The following is a 19500-nucleotide window of genomic DNA, read 5'->3' on the forward strand; positions in this document are numbered from 1 at the left end:
CGCGCACCGCGCGCAAGGTGCGCGCCTCGGCCGCCAAGCTCGCCTTCGCCGCGGGCGGTGAACTCCTGCGCACCCTGGACGACGCCCGGGCGGACGACGGGCTCACCCACGACATCACCGGCGAGCAGGCCCGCTCCCACGGGCTGTCCCTCCCCCTGCGCACGCCCGAGGAGGCCGCCGCCCTCTTCTGGCGCATCGCCACAGGCGCGGACTTCACCTTCTTCGAGCACTACCTGGCCGACGAGGCCGGCCACGCCCAGGACTTCACCGCCGCGCGCGCCGCGCTGGACACGTTCGATGCGTTCACCCGCGCCGTCGCCGCCACCCGCCCCGCCGACGCGCGCGTGCTGGTGTGCAGTGACCACGGCAACGTGGAGGACCTGTCGGTTCGAGGACACACCGTGCACCCGGTGCCCATGCTCTACTTCGGGCCCTCCGCCCCGGAGGTAGCGTCCTTCACCACCGTCGCGGACGTGGGACGCGCCGTGATGCGCTGGCTTGGGGCCAACTGAGGGGCTCGGGATGCGGGTGGGCAGTACCGGTGGACGATGGTGCATCATCCTCGTGGCGCTCGCCCTGCTCCCGGCGTGCGCGTCCATGACCCGGAAGCCGCCCGTGGATTCCGAAGCCTCGTTGGACCTGCCCGGCGGTCGGTTCCTCTTCGCCCACGGCCCCAAGGAAGCCCAGGCCGCGGACATGGTGCGCCGGGCGGTGGAACACGCAGCGCCCCGGCTTGCCCGCTGGGGCACCTTCCGCGAGCCCGTCACCCTGGTCATCCACCCCAACCACGCCGCCCTGGAGCGCGCCGCCAACCGCCCCGACCACGACTTCCTGCGCGCCTGGGCCCGCTATGAGCAGGTGGAGGTCCAGAGCCCCCGCACGTGGACGCGCTCCGGGGCCTCCCAGAAGCAGGTGGACGAGCTGCTGCTGCACGAGCTCACCCACAGCCTGATGTACCAGGCCTCCGCCAGCCGCATGACCTGGACGAAGAAGGGCATCCCCCTGTGGTTCAGCGAAGGCATGGCCTCCTACACCGCTGGACAGGGCTACCGCGTCCCCAGCCTGGAGGACCTGTCCCGCTTCCTCCACGACTCCCCCCAGGCCGACCCGCTCGCCCGCGCCGAGGCGCTCTACGAGTCCGAGAACGCCACCGTCTACGGCGCCGCCCACCACGCCTTCACCTTCCTCATCACCCGCTACGGCGAGGAGCGCGTCCGGGGCACCCTCCAGGCCATGAGCCAGGGCCAGGACTTCCCCCCGGCCTTCCAGCAGGCCATCGGCATCCCCGTGGACAGCTTCCTGCGCGACTTCCGCCGTTACGTGTACCTGCGGGGCTTCAAGGGGGGTCGCATCAACCCACCCGAGCCCGGAGCGGGTCGGTTTCGCGGCGAAAACCGGGGGCTTCCCTGGATTCCATTGATCTCCAAACCCTTGCCCCCACCTTCGGGCCCGCCAGACACAACTCTGGAGGGCACAAGCCCGAAAAGATGAAGACGCCCGCTATGCGTGGGCCGTCGGAGGATTCCCCCCGTGAGTGACTCCAAGATCAACCGCCCGACCGGCGCCCCGGCCCCCGCCAAGGCGTCCCCCACGGTCGACGCCGAAAAGGTGCTCGCCCAGCAGAAGGCCGCCGCCGCGAAGGCCGCCGCCGCCCGCCGGAACACCTCCGCCTTTGAATCCACCCCGGCCTCGGGCGCGAAGGCCCCCGTCGCCGGCTCCGGAACCCTGGCCCGCACGGGCAACACGGAGGCCCTGCTGGGCGCTTCACCCACCGCCCCGGTGCGTCCGGGCGCCACGGTGGAGAAGCCCGTCACCCGCACCATCACGTTCACCTACGACGCGGGCCCGCACAACCAGCTCACCAACCCGAAGCTCAAGGGAAGCTGGGACGCGGACGGCCGCTTCAACGCCCAGTGGAGCGGGGGCGGCATCCCCATGAAGCCCCTGGGCAACGGCAAGTACGAGGCCACCGTGAAGGTGGCGGACGACGGCCTGGCCCGCAACTGGGAGTGGGGCGTCAGCGTGGACGGCCCGTCCGGCAAGGACCAGTGGGCGGTGATGGGCGAGGGCAACCTCAAGCTGGACCTGTCCAAGCCCGCCGCGTCCTATTCGCCCACGACGTACCACCAGATGGGCGCGCAGCGCTCCGGCCAGGACGTGTCCTTCAAGTTCTGGGCGCCGGATGCACGCGCCGTCCAGGTGAAGGTCACCGACAAGCAGGGTCAGCAGCAGCGCATCCCGCTGACGCGCGACGAGGGCGGCAACTGGACCGCCCAGGCGAAGGGCGCCTGGAGCAACCTGGAGGGCAAGTCCTACGTCTACGAGGTCGTGGACTCCACGGGCGCCACCAGCGACCGGCCGGATCCGTACGCGCGCCGGATGATGGGCGAGCAGCGCGGCCTGGACCGCCTCTTCCTGGACCCCATGCGTGGCAAGGAGGTGGACCGCTACTTCCCCGGCGCCACGCCCCTGATGCGCTTCGACGTGGACGACGCCGAGGACGCGGACAGCGCGTACCTGGTCCTCAAGGACGGCGACGGCAACCCGCTCAACAAGGCGCAGCTCCAGGAGCGCCTGGGCAAGTTCGACGAGACGCTCGTCGACAAGTTCCGGGGCGGCGCGGCGAAGAGCGACTTCTGGTCGCGCAACGTCACGGACGACGGCCGCATCAAGATGACGAACCAGGGCGGCGCGTGGACGACGCTCATCAATGATCCGTCGAAGCTGGAGGGCCTGCGCTACGAGTTCCAGGTGTTCGACAAGGACGCACAGGGAAAGCTGCACCTGCGCGACGACGTGAACAACGACGGGAAGCTGTCCCAGACGGAGCGCATCTCCTCGTCGGAGAACGACCCCTGGAGCGACCTCATCACGGTGGGCAGCGGCGTGGACTTCCGCGGCTCCGTCTTCACGGACCCCACCGCGTTCGTGTTCAAGAACGACAACGTGCCGCGTGAGAAGGACCCGTCCAAGTGGACGGTGTACCAGCTGCACGCGGGCAGCTTCCTGGGCCAGGCGGGCAACTCCAACCGCTCCACCATGGAGGACCTGCTCAAGAAGCTGGATTACTTCAAGGAGCTGGGCGTCACCACGCTGGAGCTCTTGCCCACGAACGAAGTGGAGGGCAGCCGCAACTGGGGCTACCTGGGCGTCAACAGCCTCGCGGCGGAGAGCTCCCTGGGCTTCGAGGACGAGACGGGCCAGTGGGTGGAAGGCGACGAGGCCCTCAAGCGCTTCATCGACGCGGCCCACGGCAAGGGCCTCAACGTAGTGTCGGACGTCGTCTACAACCACGTCTTCGGCGACCACAACGGCCTGTGGAACGTGGGCGGCCCCAGCAACCCGTACTTCAACTGGTCCAAGGAGCCAGGCAAGTTCGAGCAGCGCGACACGCCCTGGGGCGCTGTCCCCGCATACAACACGCCGCAGGTGAAGCAGCTCTTCATCGACCACGCCGTGCAGCAGGTGCAGGAGCTGAAGTTCGACGGCCTGCGCTTCGACTTCACGGAGCCCATCAAGGGCGTGGGCGGCAAGGACGGCTGGGACATGCTCCGGGAGATCAACCGCCAGGTGCACTTCGTGAACCCCAACGTGTGGACCGTGGCGGAGCAGTTCGACTACGAGCCGGACATCTCCCGCCCGGCGAAGGCGGACGGCACCGGCGGCGGCTTCGACGCGCAGTGGTACACGGAGTTCCAGCACCGGCTGGTCAACGACAACAGCAAGCCGGGCCTGGTGCAGGCGGCCGCGCGCGGGCTGAAGACGGACATGGACGCGTTCGTCAACCTCATGACGGCGCCGCGTGGGTTGGACAGCTGGCAGAAGGCGCTGTCCATCATCTCCAACCACGACGAAGTGGGTAACGCCCAGCGCACGATGAACACCGCGGAGGGCGAGAAGGCCACCGACTTCCCGGACCAGTGGACGCGCGGCGCGGCCCGCTTCGCCGGCGGCATGGGCATGGCCGGCCCCGGCATCCCGATGTTCTTCCAGGGCGACGAGTTCGGCGCGCAGAACGACTTCCGCTGGGGCAACCCCTCCACCTGGGACAACGACTGGAGCTGGCAGGACGTGGGCAAGGGCGTGGACTTCGGCAAGGTCACGTTCAACGACGCGACCAAGGCCACCTACGAGCGCCTCTTCACGCTCTCCCCCGACGCGCAGACGAAGGACGCCGCGTACAAGGCCTTCTCCGCGGACGACAAGAAGCTCTTCCAGGAGATCGCAAGCCTGCCCGCCGCCGAGCGCAAGGACGCGATGCTGGACGTCACCCGCCGGCAGAGCTTCAGCTTCTACAAGGACGCCATCGGCCTGCGAAACAGCAGCCCGGCCTTCAGCGCGGCGGCGGAGGTGAAGCGCGTCTACACCCACAACGACGACAGCGTGATGGCCTTCACGCGCAAGTCGGGCAACGAGGAGTTCCTCGTCGTGGGCAGCCTCAACAAGAAGAACCTGGACGGCTACGCCCTGCCGCTGCCTCCCGGGCAGTGGAAGGAAGTGCTGAACAGCGACGCCGCCGCATACGGCGGCGGCAACTTCGGCAACTTCGGCGCCACGCTGGACGGCGGGAACACCAAGGTGAACATCCCCGCCGCCGGCTACGTGGTGATGAAGCGCGTCGGTTAGTTCTTCGTCCCCTTCGCTTCCTGCCCGGCCGCCTGTTTCGGGGCCGCCGGGCTGGGAAGCAGGGGCGGCCGGTCCTTGCCCTCCATCGCCCGCTGCAGCTCCAGCTCCTGGAGCAGCACCGCGGGCGCGACGGTGGACACCGGCACGTTGCCGCTCTCCGCGCCGCAGAAGCCGTTGAACACGCCCAGCCGCTGGCCCGTGGCGAGGATGCGGTTCACCGACGACAGCGGCGTGCCGACAATCTCCACGCCGCGCACCAGCGTCTCCTCGCCCGTCTTCACGTCCACGCGGTACACCATGCGCGGCACGCCCTTGAAGGCCTGGTAGCCGAAGCTGGACGTGTTGGTGTTGCCGCCGGTGATGTCGCGGATGATGAGCCCGTACGGCTTGCCCTGCCGCTTCGCCTCCGCGACGAGCAGCTTCTTCAGCTCCGCGTCACTCACCTGCTTCGCGCTGTCCACCATCAGGTTGCCCATGCGCGCCACCGGCTGGAGCGTGCCCTGGCCGCGCCCGTGGCCGTTGGACTTCGCGAAGCCCTCCACCGGGTGACGGCTCATCAGGTAGCCCTTGAGCACGCCCTTCTCCACCAGCGACACCGGCTGCCCCTTCACGCCCTCCTCGTCGTAGAGGTAGTAGCCGTTGAGCGGCTCGCCGTTCACCTCGCGCCGGGAAGGGTCATCCCGCAGCGACAGGAAGGACGGGAGGATCTGCTTGCCCTCCTGGCCCTTGAACGTCTTGCCATCGCTGTCGCCGTCCTGGCGGTCCGCTTCCAGCCGGTGGCCCAGCGTCTCGTGGAAGAGCACGCCCGCGGCCTCCGGGGCCAGGATGGCGGGCCCCGCGTACGGGACGATGGCCGGCGCCTGCCGCAGCGCGAGCAATTCGTCGATGACCTTCTGCGCCGCCGCGTGGACCTTCACCGCGTCCGGCATCCCGGCTTCCGTGGGCAGGTAGAAGCTGCGCGAGTCATCCAGCAACTGTCCGTCCGGAGCGCGCGTCACCGCGGAGACGTGCAGCGCGTACAGCGTCTCCTCGGTGATGAGCTTCGTGCCCTCGGAGGAGACGAACAGCCGCGTCGCCTTGTCCGCGGTGATGCGCACCTCCGAGTCGAACAGCTCCGGGTGCGCGTTGAAGCGCGCGGAGACCTCGCGGGCCAGCTTGCGCCACTTCTCCCGGTCGAAGGGGAAGGCCACCGGCGGCTGCACGTAGGCGGAGGGCGTCTCCCGGGAGAAGGACGCCGCGCGCTTGGGGTCCTCCACCGCGTAGACATCCTCGCCCTTCTTCTTCAGGAACTGGAAGAGCGCGGCCTTGTACTTCTCATCCGTGACGAGCCACAGCGCGGTGCGCAGCGCGAGCGGGGACTCATCCAGCGGCCCCTCCTTGCGCGCGGTGAAGCTTGCGCCCTTGCTGGTGCTGAAGCCGAAGTCGAGCGAGTCCGCGACGGAGCTGTCGAAGTCGTAGCTGCCCACGCGCACGTCCACGCCCAGCTTGCGCTCGCGGTAGTCGTCGTCCTGGAACAGCGCCCCATAGCGCGCGACGAGCAGCCGCGACTCATAGTCCTTCACCAGGTAGCTGATGAAGTACGGCGCTTCATGGCCGTTCACCTTGAGCTGTTGCTGGTTGCGCGTCAGCTCCGCGGACATCGCCTCCAGCAACTGGGAGCGAGGGTCTGGCGCGGGCGCCGCGCCCATCAACAGCGACGCGGCCAGGAACAGCGGGAGCAAGGAACGGAAGGCGTTGGGCACGGCGCGCACTGTAGCCAGAAACGGGCAAGGGTCCTCCCCCCACGCGCAGCCCCTCCCGGCGGCGCGTGAAGCGAGGACCCTCTCGCCTGGAAGCCTTGCGGCCTCCAGGCGCATGTCGTCTGTCCTGTACCTTGAAGCCTTACGCCTTGATGATCTTCTCGCGACCCTCCGTGACGGCCTTCGTCGCGTTGCGCGTGTCGATGACGATGTTCGAGCGCTGGACCAGCTCGTTGTAATCGATGTGCGAGTGGTCGGTCAGGATGATGACCGCGTCGTACTGGTTCAGGGTCTCCGGATCCAGGGGGACGGACGTCATCTCCATGTTGAAGCCGTGGCCCTTGTGCAGCTCCTTCACGAACGGGTCGTGATAGCTGATGTCCGCGCCCTTCTCCTTCAGGAGCGTCATCACGCGCAGCGACGGGGACTCACGGAAGTCGTCGATGTCCTTCTTGTACGCCGCGCCCAGGCACAGGACCTTCGCGCCGTTGAGGACCTTCTTGCCCGCGTTGAGCGCCTCCATCGTGCGCTGGACCACGTAGTACGGCATCTGCCAGTTCACTTCGCCGGCCAGCTCGATGAACTTGGTGTGGAACTCGAACTCGCGCGCCTTCCACGTCAGGTAGAACGGGTCGATGGGGATGCAGTGCCCGCCCAGGCCGGGGCCCGGGTAGAACGGCTGGAAGCCGAAGGGCTTGGTGCTGGCGGCCTGGATGACCTCCCAGACGTCCACGTTCATGCGGTCGCAGAGCATCTTCATCTCGTTGACCATCGCGATGTTCACGCAGCGGTAGATGTTCTCCAGCAGCTTGGAGAGCTCCGCCACGCGCGTGGAGGACACCGGCACGACTTCCTTCAGCGCGCTGCCGTAGAGGGCCACCGCGACTTCAAGGCACGCGGGCGAGTAGCCGCCGACGACCTTCGGAATCGTCTTGGTGTTGAAGCCCTTGTTGCCCGGATCCTCGCGCTCGGGGCTGAAGGCCAGGAAGAAGTCCACGCCCGCCTTGAGGCCGCCCTTCTCCAGCAGGGGCTTGAGGATCTCCTCGGTGGTCCCCGGATAGGTGGTGGACTCCAGGATGAAGAGCTGCCCTGGACGCACGTACGGGGCCAGCGCCTCGCCCGTGGCGATGATGAAGCTCATGTCCGGCTCACGCGACGCGGTCAGCGGCGTGGGCACGCAGATGATGACGCAGTCCAGCTCGCGCGACTTGGCGAACTGATTGCTCGCCGTGAGCTTGCCCGCCTGGGTGAGCTTCGCCAGCGGCTCGCTGGGGATGTGCTTGATGTAGCTCTCACCCTTGGCAATCTTGTCAATCTTGCGCTGATCCACGTCCAGGCCGGTGACCTTGAAGCCGGCGTCCGCGAACGCCATGCCCAGGGGAAGACCGACGTAACCAAGCCCCACCACGCCCACCTTCGCTTCCCGATTGCTGATCCGCTCCAGCAAGGGGTTGCCAACCATTACGCGCATTGTCGTTACTCCCAGCAATTGACAGGCGGCCTCTCCGGCTCACCTGTCCCACCCCACAGCGTTCACCTGAAGACGAACACCCACCCCAGCCTCGCCGGAGGCGTCTGCTGCCTCCGGAACTCCACCGACACCGACGGCACCACCCGCCCATAGCCAGGCGAGTACTGCGACGGCACGAGCGAGGTTTCCAACCCCTGCTCTAGAAGCACCCAACCCACGGGCGCCTTTGCCGGTCCAATCTCGACAGCCCGTGCCTCGAAGGACCCAGGTCCTTCCGGCACGCGCTGGGCCCGCGCCAGCACCGCCGCGTCGGGCTCACACCACCGCGCCTGCCCATCGGGCAGATGCAAACGTCCCACCACATCATGACGGCCCGTACCGATGAGCCGGTCTCCCACGGCCAGCGCACGCACGTGCCGGTCCAGGAGGAAAGTCCTCTCAATGCCAACCGGCGACGCCAGGCGCCGGTAGCCGTCGTGTCGCACCACCAACCGGTCGTGCCGCGCGCCGGGCTCGAAGGCCACGACGCGAGCCCGTGCATCTTCCGGCAGCGCGAACAGCCGTGCCGGGTCCATGGGGGCCTGCTCCTCCCCATCCACCTGAAGCGTGTTGTGCGCCGCGGTGCTCCGCATCGCGTTGCGCAGCGCCGGATCCCGCGTGTACGAACCTGTTCCCGGGTCGACGATGACGGGGCAGCCGTCGACATGAAGCTCAAAGGAAAGCTTGTCGTTGTGGCTGTGTCCCCCGACCCCCCGTTGCCCTTGTTTGCCGGCCGAGACAGTGAGCACGGCCCCGGCGCCGCGCAAGGTGTGAAAACCCCCCACCGGAAAGCTCATGGATACAGGCGCCGGCGCCACGGGCAGCGCGACGAAACGCGCGATGCCCGCGTTGCCCAACAGCCACGCCGCCTCGTCCGGGAACACACCGCCGGAGAGCCCTGCATCATTGAAGAGCGCCGCGCCCAGGCCAGACAGATAGCCCTGTTCGCGTTCATCGCGCTCCTGGAATGGAAACACACGGCCTGAATCGTTGTCACCGACCTGCGGTGCCAGGCCCTGTTCGGAAGACCACGCGCGGGACGCGACATACATCAATCGCAGACGCGCTTCGTACGCGGGCCCCAGGGACACGCCCGCGCCGCGCGCGACGACCCAGGCCAGCGTGAACAGCTCCACCGCCAGCCGGTGGTAGGGAATGGAGCCCTCGAAGGAGGTGCCTTCCGGATGCACCTGCGCGTCCATCTGCGCGCGCAGCCCGTTCACGGCGAGCGCCACCTGCCGGGGCGCGCCCGGCAGCTCCGGGAAGAGCAGGCCCACCACGGCCAGCCCCACGTAGTTGGAGACGAGGTGGTTGTTGGGCACCGCGCCGTGGTCCTCCAGGTGGGCCTCCACCCACGCGGAGTGCTCGGTGAGCGCGCCCAGCACGGGCACCAGGAACTCCGGACGGCGCACCTCCGGCGCGTCCGCGAACATCGCCAGCGCCTGCGCGAGGTTGGCCGCGCGCAGGGCGATCTCCATGGGGCACGTCCAGTGGACGCCCATGCCCACGGGGTTCGCCTGCAGGAAGTCCAGCGTCTGCGCGACGAACGCCGTCGCCAGCCGCGAGCGCCCCACCGGCGAGTTCGTCACCCAGGCGCCCTGCGCCAGCGCCACCAGGCTGTCCAGCCGGCCCATCACCCACGGGTACTTCGGATCCATGCCCTTCACGAGCAGCCGCAGGCTCTCCACGGGCTCCACGGGGTAGCGCTTGCCGCTCAGCGGATCCAACGACCAGTCCACCGGGCGGCCCTCGCCGAAGGACACCGGCGTGCCGAAGACGTTCCAGGCCTGCGCGAGCGCCTGCGCGGCGCGGGCCTGCGTGCGCTGCTTCGCGCCCGGAAGCTTCGCGATGGCGGCGCGGACGGACTCGCGCTGGGACACCTCACACCAGGCCCGCGAGGAGCGGTGATCCAACGCCAGCGACACCAGCGCTTCGGCGGAAGTGGCACCGAAGGACTCCAGGAGCTGGGCCTCGTCGACCTGCTCGCGGCGGCGGTAGAGCGCCTGCCGCGCGACACCCTGGACACGGCGGACCGCGCTCTTCGCCAGTGCCCCTGGCGCCATCCGAGCGATCGCCGCGTAGTAATCGAGAGTTCCCATCCGCCCCTTCCCGAACCGCCTGACGTGGAAGGCTGATAGCAAGCGCCCGGCCAGAACCTTTTCCCAGTGAGAGCAAGGGCTTGGACCGGGTGTCCTGCCCCAACGGCGGTAAAAATGTCCTTCCGCCGCTGATCACGGCGGGTAAAGAATTCCTGATCGGCGGCGAAGCAATGGCCCAGCGCGGGAGCCGTTGCGCCTCCACCGAGCCGTGCCCATTCCTTGGCGCGTGCGGGCTGGGGCTTGGATGGGGCGGCGCATCGAGGACGACCTCGATGCCAGGGTGGAAACGACGCTGACGGCGGTGGCCGAGCAGGCGCTGCGCAAAGGAACGCGCGCGGGCCTGGAGGCCCTCCTCAAGGCGACATTGCGGCTGACCGGTGCGACCGGCGCGGCCCTTCATGAAGGACACGCGTGCGTGATGAAGGTGGGCCGGGTGCCCGCCCATCGCGACGGAAACAGTGACAAGGCAGCGCGAAGCCCCGTCCTCCAGGTCTGGCCGGCGCCGCTGACGACGTCGCAGCGACACGTGGTGGCGCGCTTCAGCGCGTTCGCCCCCGCGCTCCTGAAGGCACATGCGCGGGAAGTGGCGCAGGGCGAGCGGCAGTCGCGGCTCCTGGAAGCGAAGCTGCGCCTGGAGCGCACCGTGACGGCAATGGAGAAGCGTCGCTCGCGCGCGGCGCACGACTTGCGCACGCCCCTGATGGTCATCCGGGGCTACGTGGACATGATGCTCAAGGGCACCGCGGGGCCGCTCAACGCGCAGATGCAGCGCTACCTGGAGCGGCTCGCGAAGTCGGGCACGGAGCAGAAGGAGCTCATCGATCGGCGCCTGTCGCCCCTGCCCCCGGGCCTGGACGACCTGCGCCCCGTGCTGGCGCGCGCCTTCGCGCCCACGCCCGGACGCCGCCAGGGGCCGCCCACGCTGACGCTGCCCGGGGAGCAGGCCGTGGCCGTGCGAGGCAGCCGCGCGGACTGGGAGCTGCTCGCCCGCACCCTCTCAAGGAGCACCACGAACGCGGTGGCCGTGGACGTCCACCTGGGCCCGTCGCTGGACGCTGGGCAGTGGCTGCTGCGCCTCCGGGCGTGCCCGGGCACGGCCCTCACCCCGCGCAGGGAGGCCATGCTGCGGCAGCTCGCGGGACGGTTGGGGGGCACGCTGTCCGTGCACCAGGAGCCCCGGCTGGAAGTCACCCTGCTCTGTCCTCGGGATGACGCCTTCGCGGTGCCTGCCCACCGCTAAACGGGCGGGATTGCGGGAAACGTCAGGGATTCGCGCGAAAGGTAGGCGGAGGTCGCAACTCGCCTACCTTTGCTTGCGATAAAAGGGAAAGCTGTTTTCCTTCCTGCCCTCGAAGGTCTCCCCCCATGAAGCTCTCCCGGAACTCGAGCGTCCGCTCCACGAAGTCCGACTCGGCGCTGTCGTCCCCTCCGCGCCGCAGCAACTCCGTGGATTCGAAGCCGAAGACGAACACGCCGACGTCTTCCACCCCGACCAGGCCCACGCGTTCGAACTCGACGCCCGCGCCCACCCGGCCGCAGCCGGCGGACGTGACGGGCAGCCCGTCGCGCACCCGTCCCCGCAACCCGGAAGGTGCCGCGAAGGTGAACGGCCCGGACGCGGCCGCGGCGAAGAAGCCCACGACCAACACTGAAATCCGCAACTGGTACAACCAGAAGGTCGCCAGCATCCCCGCGAACGACGCGAAGCTGAAGGCTCAGGGCGCGTCCCTGGAGGACCGCGCGAAGGCGGCGGTGAACATCCGCCACGAGGCCCGCCTGGAAGCGCGCAGCTTCATGAGCAACCCGCTCGAAGTCATGATGCTCAAGGCGCGTGACTTCTTTACGTACGGCCGGCTGGACGGGCCCTCGTTCGACCAGCTGGTCAAGGGCGCCAAGGCGAAGGGGTTGACTGGGGACGCCGTCTACCAGAGCCTTATCGACAGCTCGAAGCGCACCAACCAGACCGTGAACAACCACTTCGCCAATCAGCAGGCCAAGCTATGAACGCTGAGCAACTCCTGAGTCAGAAGCTGGAATGGGTGAAGACGACGGACGTGCTGCATCCGCTGCGCACCAAGGCGGACGGGCAGGAGCTGCGCATCCGCATCGGCGACTTCCCCGAGGAGTCCATGTACACGCTGCTCGTCGGGGAGCAGGAGGTCGCGCAGTTCGACGACTGGCCCAAGGCCTGGAGCCGCCCGAAGAAGTAGCGTGTCTGCCCGCGGGCCGTCCCTGACGGAAAGGCCCCGGCCGCACCCGACGCCCTGTCCCGACGCTCACGCGCAGGACGGGGCGTCGTCGTTCGTGCCGCCCGCGCCTCAGCCCGACGAGGGCAAGAGCTGCCGCACGAGCTCCAGCAGCTTGCCGCGCTCCACCTCGCGCTTGACCAGGTAGCCGTCCGCGCCGGCCTCCAGGCCCTCCATCCGGTCCTCCTGGCTGTCCAGCGACGTCACCAGGATGATGGGCGTGCGGCGGAACATGGGGTGCTTCTTCATCCGCCGCGCCAGCCCCACGCCGTCCAGCCGGGGCATCTGCCAGTCGCTGACGACGAGCTGGCAGTGCACGCGATCCAACACGGACCACGCCTCCTCGCCATCCGCGGCCGTCACCACCGGGTAGCCGGCGATCTCCAGCAGCGACTTCATCGCGAAGCGCGTCGTGATGGAGTCGTCGCACACCAGGATGCGCGGCATCTTCGTCTCGCCCACCGGCGAGCGCATCTCCGGCTTGGCCGCGCGCAACAGCTCCAGCGCGTTGAGCACCGGCACCACGCGGCCGTCGTCCAGCACCGCCGCGCCCGCCAGGTGCGGGACGCCCTGCAGGTGCTTGCCCAGCGCCCGGACGACCAGCTCCTGCTGCCCCACCACCTCGTCGATGGCGTACAGCACGCGCTCCTCGCCCAGCGCCAGCAGCACCGCCGTCTGCCGCCGCCCGGACTCCAGCGCCAGCTCCAGGCGCGGCAACCCGATGGCCTCCGACAGCGTCAGGAACGTGAGCTGTTCGCCATCCAGCCGCGCCACCACGCGTCCGGCCACCGTGCCGATGTCGTCCTTGTCCAGCCGCAGCACCCGCTTCACGGTGTCGGAGGGGATGGCGGTGATGGTGTTGCCGGTGCGCACCAGCAGGCCCAGCGCCGCGGCCAGCGTGAGCGGCAGGTCCACGATGAAGCGCGTGCCCTTGCCCGGCGTGTACTCCACGTCCGCGGAGCCCTGCAGCCGCTGCGCGGTGGCCAGCACCACGTCCAGGCCCACGCCACGGCCCGACGTGGAGGTGACCTCCTCGCGCGTGGAGAAGCCCGGCTGGAAGATGAGCCGCGCGGCCTGCGCGTCCGTCAGCTTCTCCGCCGCGTCCTGGGTCATCAGGCCCCGGCGCACCGCCGTCGCGCGCACACGCACCGGATCCAGGCCCGCCCCGTCGTCCTCCACGATGACGCCGATGCGCGTGCCTCGCGCCTCCACGCGCACCGTCAGCCGGCCCGAGTCCGGCTTGCCCGCCGCGCGCCGCCCCTCCGGCATCTCCAGCCCGTGGTCGATGGCGTTGCGCACCAGGTGCACGAGCGGATCCTTCAGCGCGTCCACGATGCGCCGGTCCAACCGCACGTCGGTGCCGCCCAGCTCCAGCACCACTTCCTTGCCCAGCCGCGACGCCGTCTCGCGCACGGTGCGCCGCAGGGGCTCCAGCACCTGCGAGGCCGGCACCATGCGCAGATCTCGCAGGTCATCGCGCACCACCTGCGCCACCAGCGCGTGCTGCTCGCCGTCGCGGTGCGCCTCCTTCGCCTGCTCCAGGAGGCGCTTCTGCATCTGGCGCATCAGGCTCACGCCCACGCGCAGCTGCTCCAGCGCGGTGCCCCCGCCCGACAGCGCGAGCTGGGACGCGGCGCGCTCCAGGTGCAGCAGCACCTCATGCGCGTGGTCCGTCAGCGCGCGGAAGCTCTCCGTGCGCCGGCCCGCCTGCGCGCGGCCCGCCACCAGGTGCTCCACCTGGAGCGCCAGCGAGTCCAGCGTCTTCACCGACACGCGCACCGCGCGGTCCACCGCCCCGCCCCGGGCCTCGGCCGCCGTCGTCGCGCGCGCCGCGGGCTTTGGCACCACCGGCGTCGGGGCCACGGGCGCGGGCGTGGGCGCCGGGGCCTCGCCAGCGTCCTCCATCAGGCCCAGCGCCGTGCGCAGGTCCACCAGCGCGCCCGCGACCTCCGAGGCCGCCTGCCCCGCCGCGTCCCCGCCCTCCTCCATGCGCGTGAAGCCCAGCGCCGCAGCCTCCGCCAGCGCGGCCACCTGCTCCGCCTGGGCGGCCTCCGCGCTCTGGCGCAGGGCATGCGCCCGCTCCACCGCCGCGCGCACCGCGCCCGCCCGGTCCTCCACCTTGGGGGACACCAGCCGGCCCAGCGCGGCCTCCAGCGCGGAGAGGATCTTCAGCCCCTCCCCGCCCAGCGCGCCGGAGTCGGTGGCGTCGTCCGACGCGGACGAAGCCTCCCCGCCATGGCCCAGCGCCTGGAGCAGCGCCTGGACGCCGTCCACCGCGGGCGACTCACCCGCGTCGCCCCGGTTGAGGGCGTTCTCGATGGCGGACAGACCCCGCAGCATCGCCTCCACGGCGGTGCGGGAGATGGGCTCCTCCACGTTGACGTGCGACAGCCCGTCCTCGATGGCGTGGACGATGCGTTCGATGTCGTCCAGCCCCAGGCTCGCCGCGGAGCCCTTGAGGCTGTGCACCACGCGCTTGAGCGACGGCAGGAGGTCCGGCTCGCGCGAGGCGGCCGGCTGCTCCAGCCCCAGCACCTTCGACCCGATGGCTTGAATCTGCTCGCGCGTCTCCGCGGCGAACACCGGCCAGATGCTGCGCAACAACTGCGGATCCATGAAACCCCAGTCCCCTCTAGCCGCGTCGAGCGGCCGCCGGGTTGCCCAGCTGTGTCAGGTCCAGCACCGTGAGCCGGTCCGGCGTCAGGAACAGGAACGGGCCCGGCGGCGGCTGGGACAGCTCCGCGCGCGGCAGCTCCTTGCGTCCATCCACCACTTCCGCCGCCAGTCCGAACGCCTCGTCCTCCAGCTCCACCACCACCACCTTGCTGAGGTCGGACATGCCGCCGCCCTCCAGCCCCAGCAACTGCCGCAGGTCCAGCACCGGCACGATGCGCGAGCGGCTCAACAGCGCGCCCAGCACGTGTCGGGGTGCCCCGGGCAGCGGGCACATGCCACGCGCCTCCAGCACGTGGTCCACCAGCTCGATGCGCACCGCGTAGCGCTCGCCGCCCACCTGGAAGGCGAGCACCGTGACGACCTCCTGGCGCTCCTCGTGGCGCGAGCTGGCCAGCGCCACCGCGCGCGTGTGGAGCACCTCGCGCCGCCGGTGGGCGCTCACCACCTGGCCTCCCTCGAGCAGCATCTGCGCCGCGTCGAGCGAAGCCTTCAGCTCCTCGAAGTCGATGGGTTGGAACTTGGCGTCGTCGGCTGGCATCGCTTTAGTACTTGGTGGCCGGCAGCTTGAGGAAGTCCCGCACCTTCGAGCGCAGATCATCCACCGAAACCGGCTTGTTGAGGAACGCGCTCGCGCCCACGAGCTTGCCCTTCTGCCGGCTCGCGTCGTCCTTCAGGGACGTGAGCAGCAGGAAGGGCGTTTCGCTCAGCTTCGGGTCGCTGCGGATGGCGGCGCACAGCGCGAAGCCGTCCATCTCCGGCATCTGCACGTCGGAGATGATGAGGTCCGGCTTCTGCTCGCGCGCCCGCTTCAGCCCCACCGCGCCGTTGGGCGCGTCCACGAAGTCCAGCCCCCACCCCATCAGGTACACCTGGAGGAGGTTGGTGATGGTCTTCGTGTCCTCCACGATGAGCACCTTCGCCGCCTTCTTGGCCCCGCCCGTCACGTTGCTGTTCATAGCTGGTACCTGCCCACTAGATCCGAGAAGCGCTTCGACAAGGTGGAGAGGTTGCCCGCCACCTGTTCGATGCGCCGGGTTCCCTCCACCGAATCACTCATGGCGGAAGTCAGTTCGCCCATCGCCGTGGCGATCTGTTCCACCCCGATGGTCTGCTGCCGCGTGTTGCCGGCGATCTGCCGCGCGGCCCCTGAGGACTCGCGGATGACCTCCGACAGCCCCAGGATGGTGTTGCCCGCGCTGCGCGCCAGCTCCATCGCGGCCTGCGCCCGCCGGCTGCCTTCGTCCGTCGTCGTCACCGCCAGACGGGTGCCCTTCTGCACCTCGTTCAGCAGCACGCGCACCTGCTCCGCCGCCATGCGGGACTGCTCCGCCAGCGTGCGCATCTCCGTGGCCACCACCGCGAAGCCGCGGCCGTGCTCCCCCGCCTTCGCCGCCTCGATGGAGGCGTTGAGGGCCAGCAGGTTGGACTGCTCCGCCACGTCCTTCACCTGCCCGATGATGTCGCTGATCTGCAGCGTGCGCTCGTTCAGGTCGGTGATGGCCAGCGCGATGGCCTTCACCTGTTCACCCAGCTTCTCCATGCCCGTCACGCTCTCCGTGACGACCTTCTGGCCCTCCGCGCTGAGCGTCTCCGACTTCTGCGTCTGCGCGATGACCGCGTCCGCGTAGGACGTGGCCTGCTTGGACGTCTGGGCGATCTCCGCCACGGTGGTGCTGGTCTCGTTGATGGCGGACGCCTGCTGGTGCGCCATCGCGGACTGCTGCGTGGACGTGGCCAGCACGTTCGCCGCCTCGTACTCCAGGTCCGTCGCCGCGCCCCGCAGGTCGTGGAGCAGGTGCGCCAGCGCGTCCGCCATGGTGGCGAAGCTGCGCGCCAGCTCGCCAATCTCGTCCGTCCCGGCGGTGTCGATCTGCTGTCGCAGGTCCCCCGCCGCGATGCCCACCGCCGCGCGCGCCAGCCGCTCCAGCGGCACGATGAACAGGCCCGCCATGCCGGCCGCGGCCAGCAGGCCCACCACCAGCACCAGCAGGCCGATGCCCGCCGTGCGCCAGGTGCTCGCGGCGAGCGACGCCACCAGCGCCTCGCGGTCCAGCGCCAGCTGCACGGTGCCCACGCGCACGGGCGTGGCGCCCGGCCGGGAGACGAGCACGGGGGCCGTCGTCTCCACCACGGGCAGCGTGCCCACGGTCAAGAGCCGGTCCACCACCGCGTCGCCGTCCGCCGGCTCCACCGCCGTGGCGCTCGCGAAGCGTTCGCCCGACGAGCGAGCCAGCACCTTGCCGGAGGGGTCGCGCACCACGATGTACGCGATGTCCGGCATGCTCTTGAGCGCCAGGTCCGTGCCCTGTTGCAGCGACGCCGCGTCCTGGCCAGCGACGGCCGCGGACACGTTGACCGCCATGCCGATGCCCACCGCGCGCGCGCGCCGGGTGAGCTCGTCCAGCAGGCCGTCACTCATCTGCATCCAGAACGCGAAGGTCAGGATGCCGACCAGCACGATGCCGAACATGCCCGTGCCGACGAGGATCTTCGTCCGCAGGCTGAGCCGCGCCGAGTCCAGCCCTTCGGGCAGCGCCACCTTCATCCCTTGCACTTCCACGTTGTCTCCACCTCACGTCGGGACGGGCGCCGTCAGCGCGCGCCCTGCCAGCCCACCTGCGAAGGCCGCGGAGCGAGCGCCTGTCGGAGCCCTCCCGCGGTCATCGTCGTCTCCACCCCTCGCAGCGGGTGCTCGTCATCCAGTCCATCCAGCGCCCGCAGCGCGTTCTGCCGCGCGCGCTCCGCGTCCTCGCGCTGATCCAGGCGGCTGTACAGCGACACCAGCGTGGCATGTCCCAGCGCCAGCTGCGGCTCCAGATACAGCGCCTTGCGCACGGCCTCCACCGCCCCGAGCAGGTCGCCCCGCGCCTCGGCCACCATCGCCAGCAGCAGGTACGCCTCCGGCGACAGCGCCCGCGCCGCCTCGCGCGCCAGCGCTTCGGCTTCCTCGAAGTTCCCCGCCTCCGCCGCGGCCAGGGCCCGCGCCAACAGGCCGGTCGGCGCCACCGTGCGCGGTGCCGGCGCCGGAGCGGGCGGCAGGGGCAGCGGGGTCTGCCGCGCGACGGGCGCCGGGGTCGGGGCCGGGCGCGCCACGAACGGGGACACGGGCGGCGGCGTGACGCGGCGGGACTCCAGCCGCAGCACGTTGGCGGGCGGCGGCGTGTCCCGACGCGCCGCGACGGCGGCCATGGACGTCGGCGTGTCCCGGCGCGTGTGCGCGGTCGCGGACTCCAGCGCGGGCCACGACTCCAGGGGCACGCGCAGGACGGGGGTGCCGTCCGCGTCCAGCGTCTCCAGCCCCATGCCGTTGGTCAGCGGCACTTCCGCGGGCGACACGAAGAGCAGCCCGCCCGGCGCGAGCGCGGACACCAGCCGCGCCAGCACCACGCGCACCAGCTCCGGCGTGAAGTAGATGAGGACGTTGCGGCAGAAGATGGCCTGGAACCCCATGGACGGCACCGCGTCCGTGGCCAGGTTGTGGCGGCGGAAGTCCACCGCGCGGATCACCTCCGCCACGACGCGGTGCTGCGGGTCCTGGCCCTGCAGGCCCGGCTGCGTGGTGAGGAAGCGCCGCTCCAGCTCCGGCTCGATGCGGCGCAGCGACCACGGGCTGTACACGGCGGCCTTCGCGCGCAGCAGGGCCCGGCCGGACACGTCCGTCGCCAGCACGCGGAAGCGGCCGCCCTCGCCCAGCCCCGCGGCCATCAGCGCCATGGCGATGCTGTAGGGCTCCTCGCCGCTCGCGCAGCCCGCGCTCCACACACTGAAGGTGCCTGGATGCAGGCGGGCCCGCGACGACAGCGCGCGCAGGTGCTCCGGGTGGCGGAAGAAGTACGTCTCGCCGATGACGGCGTGCTCGATGAACGCCTCCACCGCCACCGGCTCGCGCAGCAGCAACTGGCGCAGGAAGGTCGCTTCCGAAAGACCGCGCGCCAGGGCCGCGCGCGCCAGCGCGGGCTCCAACGAACGACGCAGGCTGCTCGCGAGCGTCAGGCCGCAGGCGCCCTGGAGCACCTCCTCGACCTTCGCGAGCGTGGCGTCGTCGAGGAGCCCGTCGCTCACAGGGCCTCCATCCCGGCCAGCACGGCGCTCGTGCGCAGGAGCGGGCGCAGCCCTTCCGGCGTGCGGCACAGCCCGGCCATCAGCCCGGTGCCGTCCCACGGCAGGGCCTCCTCGCCGCCCGGCGTGCCGTCCAGCAGCACCGGCGTCTCCACCAGGTCGCGCACGCGATCCACCAGCAGCGCCACCGTGCGGCCCGCCTCCACCACCACCAGATGCGAGTCGAGATCCGGCGTGCGCTTCACGCCCAGCAGCCGCGCCAGATCCACCACCACCGCCGGACTGCCGCGGTACACGAACGTGCCGGCGACATGCGCGGGCGCGCCGGGGAGTGGATCCAACGCCACCAGGCGAACCACCTCGCGCACCTGCCGGGCGGCCACGAGCGCGGACGTGTTGGCTGCCTCCACGGTCAGGTACAGGCCGGGCAGGCGCAGCTCGCCCTGCAAGGAGGCAAGCTCCTGACGCAGCTGCACCTGCTCCGCTTCCAACGCGGTCAGCCGCTGCTGCACGGAGACCCGGCGGACCTGGGGTGGGACTGGGGT

At 70.3% G+C, this 19500-nt stretch carries 14 protein-coding genes and 1 pseudogene; 6 read left to right on the forward strand and 9 right to left on the reverse strand.

Annotated elements, in window-relative coordinates; genetic code table 11:
• The 3 genes and pseudogenes from D7Y13_RS20740 to D7Y13_RS20750 all read left to right on the forward strand — a co-directional run.
• A pseudogene (locus D7Y13_RS20740) lies at positions 1 to 512 on the forward strand (metalloenzyme); the annotation flags it as partial.
• A 10-nt stretch (positions 513 to 522) separates the two neighbouring features.
• Positions 523 to 1491, forward strand: a complete 969-nt coding sequence (locus D7Y13_RS20745; RefSeq protein ID WP_233595355.1) for a gluzincin family metallopeptidase — start codon at positions 523 to 525, stop codon at positions 1489 to 1491.
• Between the two features lie 39 nt (positions 1492 to 1530).
• Entirely contained in the window at positions 1531 to 4626 is a 3096-nt protein-coding gene (locus D7Y13_RS20750; protein ID WP_120582743.1) for an alpha amylase C-terminal domain-containing protein, read from the forward strand.
• On the opposite strand, the gene D7Y13_RS20755 is transcribed toward D7Y13_RS20750, so the two are convergent.
• From D7Y13_RS20755 to D7Y13_RS20765, 3 genes are all read right to left on the reverse strand, one after another.
• On the reverse strand, positions 4623 to 6314 hold the full coding sequence (locus D7Y13_RS20755) for a TldD/PmbA family protein (protein ID WP_233595360.1): 1692 nt from the start codon (positions 6312 to 6314) through the stop codon (positions 4623 to 4625). The two genes, D7Y13_RS20750 and D7Y13_RS20755, sit on opposite strands and share 4 nt — an antisense overlap.
• A 193-nt stretch (positions 6315 to 6507) precedes the next feature.
• Positions 6508 to 7827, reverse strand: a complete 1320-nt coding sequence (locus D7Y13_RS20760) for a nucleotide sugar dehydrogenase (protein ID WP_120531830.1) — start codon at positions 7825 to 7827, stop codon at positions 6508 to 6510.
• Between the two features lie 71 nt (positions 7828 to 7898).
• Positions 7899 to 9974 (reverse strand): alginate lyase family protein, encoded by a 2076-nt coding sequence (locus tag D7Y13_RS20765; protein WP_120582745.1) that lies wholly within the window; start codon positions 9972 to 9974, stop codon positions 7899 to 7901.
• A 244-nt stretch (positions 9975 to 10218) separates the two neighbouring features.
• Here D7Y13_RS20765 and D7Y13_RS20770 point away from each other — a divergent pair, with 244 nt between their 5' ends.
• The 3 genes from D7Y13_RS20770 (at position 10219) to D7Y13_RS20780 (ending at position 12184) form a co-directional block, all read left to right on the forward strand.
• Positions 10219 to 11214 (forward strand): histidine kinase dimerization/phospho-acceptor domain-containing protein, encoded by a 996-nt coding sequence (locus tag D7Y13_RS20770; protein WP_120582746.1) that lies wholly within the window; start codon positions 10219 to 10221, stop codon positions 11212 to 11214.
• Positions 11215 to 11339: 125 nt separating this feature from the next.
• Positions 11340 to 11978: a hypothetical protein gene (locus D7Y13_RS48100; RefSeq protein ID WP_233595356.1), complete on the forward strand. Its 639-nt coding sequence runs from the start codon at positions 11340 to 11342 to the stop codon at positions 11976 to 11978.
• Complete coding sequence (locus tag D7Y13_RS20780; protein WP_199732693.1) at positions 11975 to 12184, forward strand: hypothetical protein; 210 nt, start codon at positions 11975 to 11977, stop codon at positions 12182 to 12184. Before D7Y13_RS48100 ends, D7Y13_RS20780 begins: the two co-directional genes overlap by 4 nt.
• A 108-nt stretch (positions 12185 to 12292) precedes the next feature.
• Here the strand turns inward: D7Y13_RS20780 and D7Y13_RS20785 are convergent, their stop codons facing one another.
• From D7Y13_RS20785 to D7Y13_RS20810, 6 genes are all read right to left on the reverse strand, one after another.
• Entirely contained in the window at positions 12293 to 14836 is a 2544-nt protein-coding gene (locus D7Y13_RS20785) for a hybrid sensor histidine kinase/response regulator (protein WP_120582747.1), read from the reverse strand.
• A 16-nt stretch (positions 14837 to 14852) separates the two neighbouring features.
• Positions 14853 to 15434, reverse strand: coding sequence for a chemotaxis protein CheW (locus D7Y13_RS20790; RefSeq protein ID WP_120531826.1), 582 nt, complete (start codon positions 15432 to 15434; stop codon positions 14853 to 14855).
• Between the two features lie 4 nt (positions 15435 to 15438).
• Entirely contained in the window at positions 15439 to 15852 is a 414-nt protein-coding gene (locus D7Y13_RS20795; RefSeq protein WP_120531825.1) for a response regulator, read from the reverse strand.
• A complete protein-coding gene (locus D7Y13_RS20800) occupies positions 15849 to 17456 on the reverse strand; it encodes a methyl-accepting chemotaxis protein (protein WP_370450715.1) in 1608 nt (535 codons plus the stop codon). Before D7Y13_RS20800 ends, D7Y13_RS20795 begins: the two co-directional genes overlap by 4 nt.
• 32 nt (positions 17457 to 17488) lie before the next feature.
• Positions 17489 to 18958: a CheR family methyltransferase gene (locus D7Y13_RS20805; protein WP_120531823.1), complete on the reverse strand. Its 1470-nt coding sequence runs from the start codon at positions 18956 to 18958 to the stop codon at positions 17489 to 17491.
• A partial coding sequence (locus D7Y13_RS20810; RefSeq protein WP_244222362.1) for a chemotaxis protein CheW occupies positions 18955 to 19500 on the reverse strand: 546 nt, incomplete at its 5' end. The genes D7Y13_RS20805 and D7Y13_RS20810, both read right to left, overlap by 4 nt.

This window comes from Corallococcus praedator, assembly GCF_003612125.1.
In the GTDB taxonomy this organism is placed as follows: Bacteria; Myxococcota; Myxococcia; order Myxococcales; family Myxococcaceae; genus Corallococcus; species Corallococcus praedator.

Bases quoted from the DNA above. Each gene is read 5' to 3' on its own strand.
- D7Y13_RS20795 (WP_120531825.1), bottom strand. From the start codon at position 15,852: ATGAACAGCAACGTGACGGGCGGGGCCAAGAAGGCGGCGAAGGTGCTC.
- D7Y13_RS20770 (WP_120582746.1), top strand. From the start codon at position 10,219: ATGGGGCGGCGCATCGAGGACGACCTCGATGCCAGGGTGGAAACGACG.
- D7Y13_RS20755 (WP_233595360.1), bottom strand. From the start codon at position 6,314: ATGGGCGCGGCGCCCGCGCCAGACCCTCGCTCCCAGTTGCTGGAGGCG.
- D7Y13_RS48100 (WP_233595356.1), top strand. From the start codon at position 11,340: ATGAAGCTCTCCCGGAACTCGAGCGTCCGCTCCACGAAGTCCGACTCG.
- D7Y13_RS20745 (WP_233595355.1), top strand. From the start codon at position 523: ATGCGGGTGGGCAGTACCGGTGGACGATGGTGCATCATCCTCGTGGCG.
- D7Y13_RS20785 (WP_120582747.1), bottom strand. From the start codon at position 14,836: ATGGATCCGCAGTTGTTGCGCAGCATCTGGCCGGTGTTCGCCGCGGAG.
- D7Y13_RS20790 (WP_120531826.1), bottom strand. From the start codon at position 15,434: ATGCCAGCCGACGACGCCAAGTTCCAACCCATCGACTTCGAGGAGCTG.
- D7Y13_RS20780 (WP_199732693.1), top strand. From the start codon at position 11,975: ATGAACGCTGAGCAACTCCTGAGTCAGAAGCTGGAATGGGTGAAGACG.
- D7Y13_RS20760 (WP_120531830.1), bottom strand. From the start codon at position 7,827: ATGGTTGGCAACCCCTTGCTGGAGCGGATCAGCAATCGGGAAGCGAAG.
- D7Y13_RS20765 (WP_120582745.1), bottom strand. From the start codon at position 9,974: ATGGGAACTCTCGATTACTACGCGGCGATCGCTCGGATGGCGCCAGGG.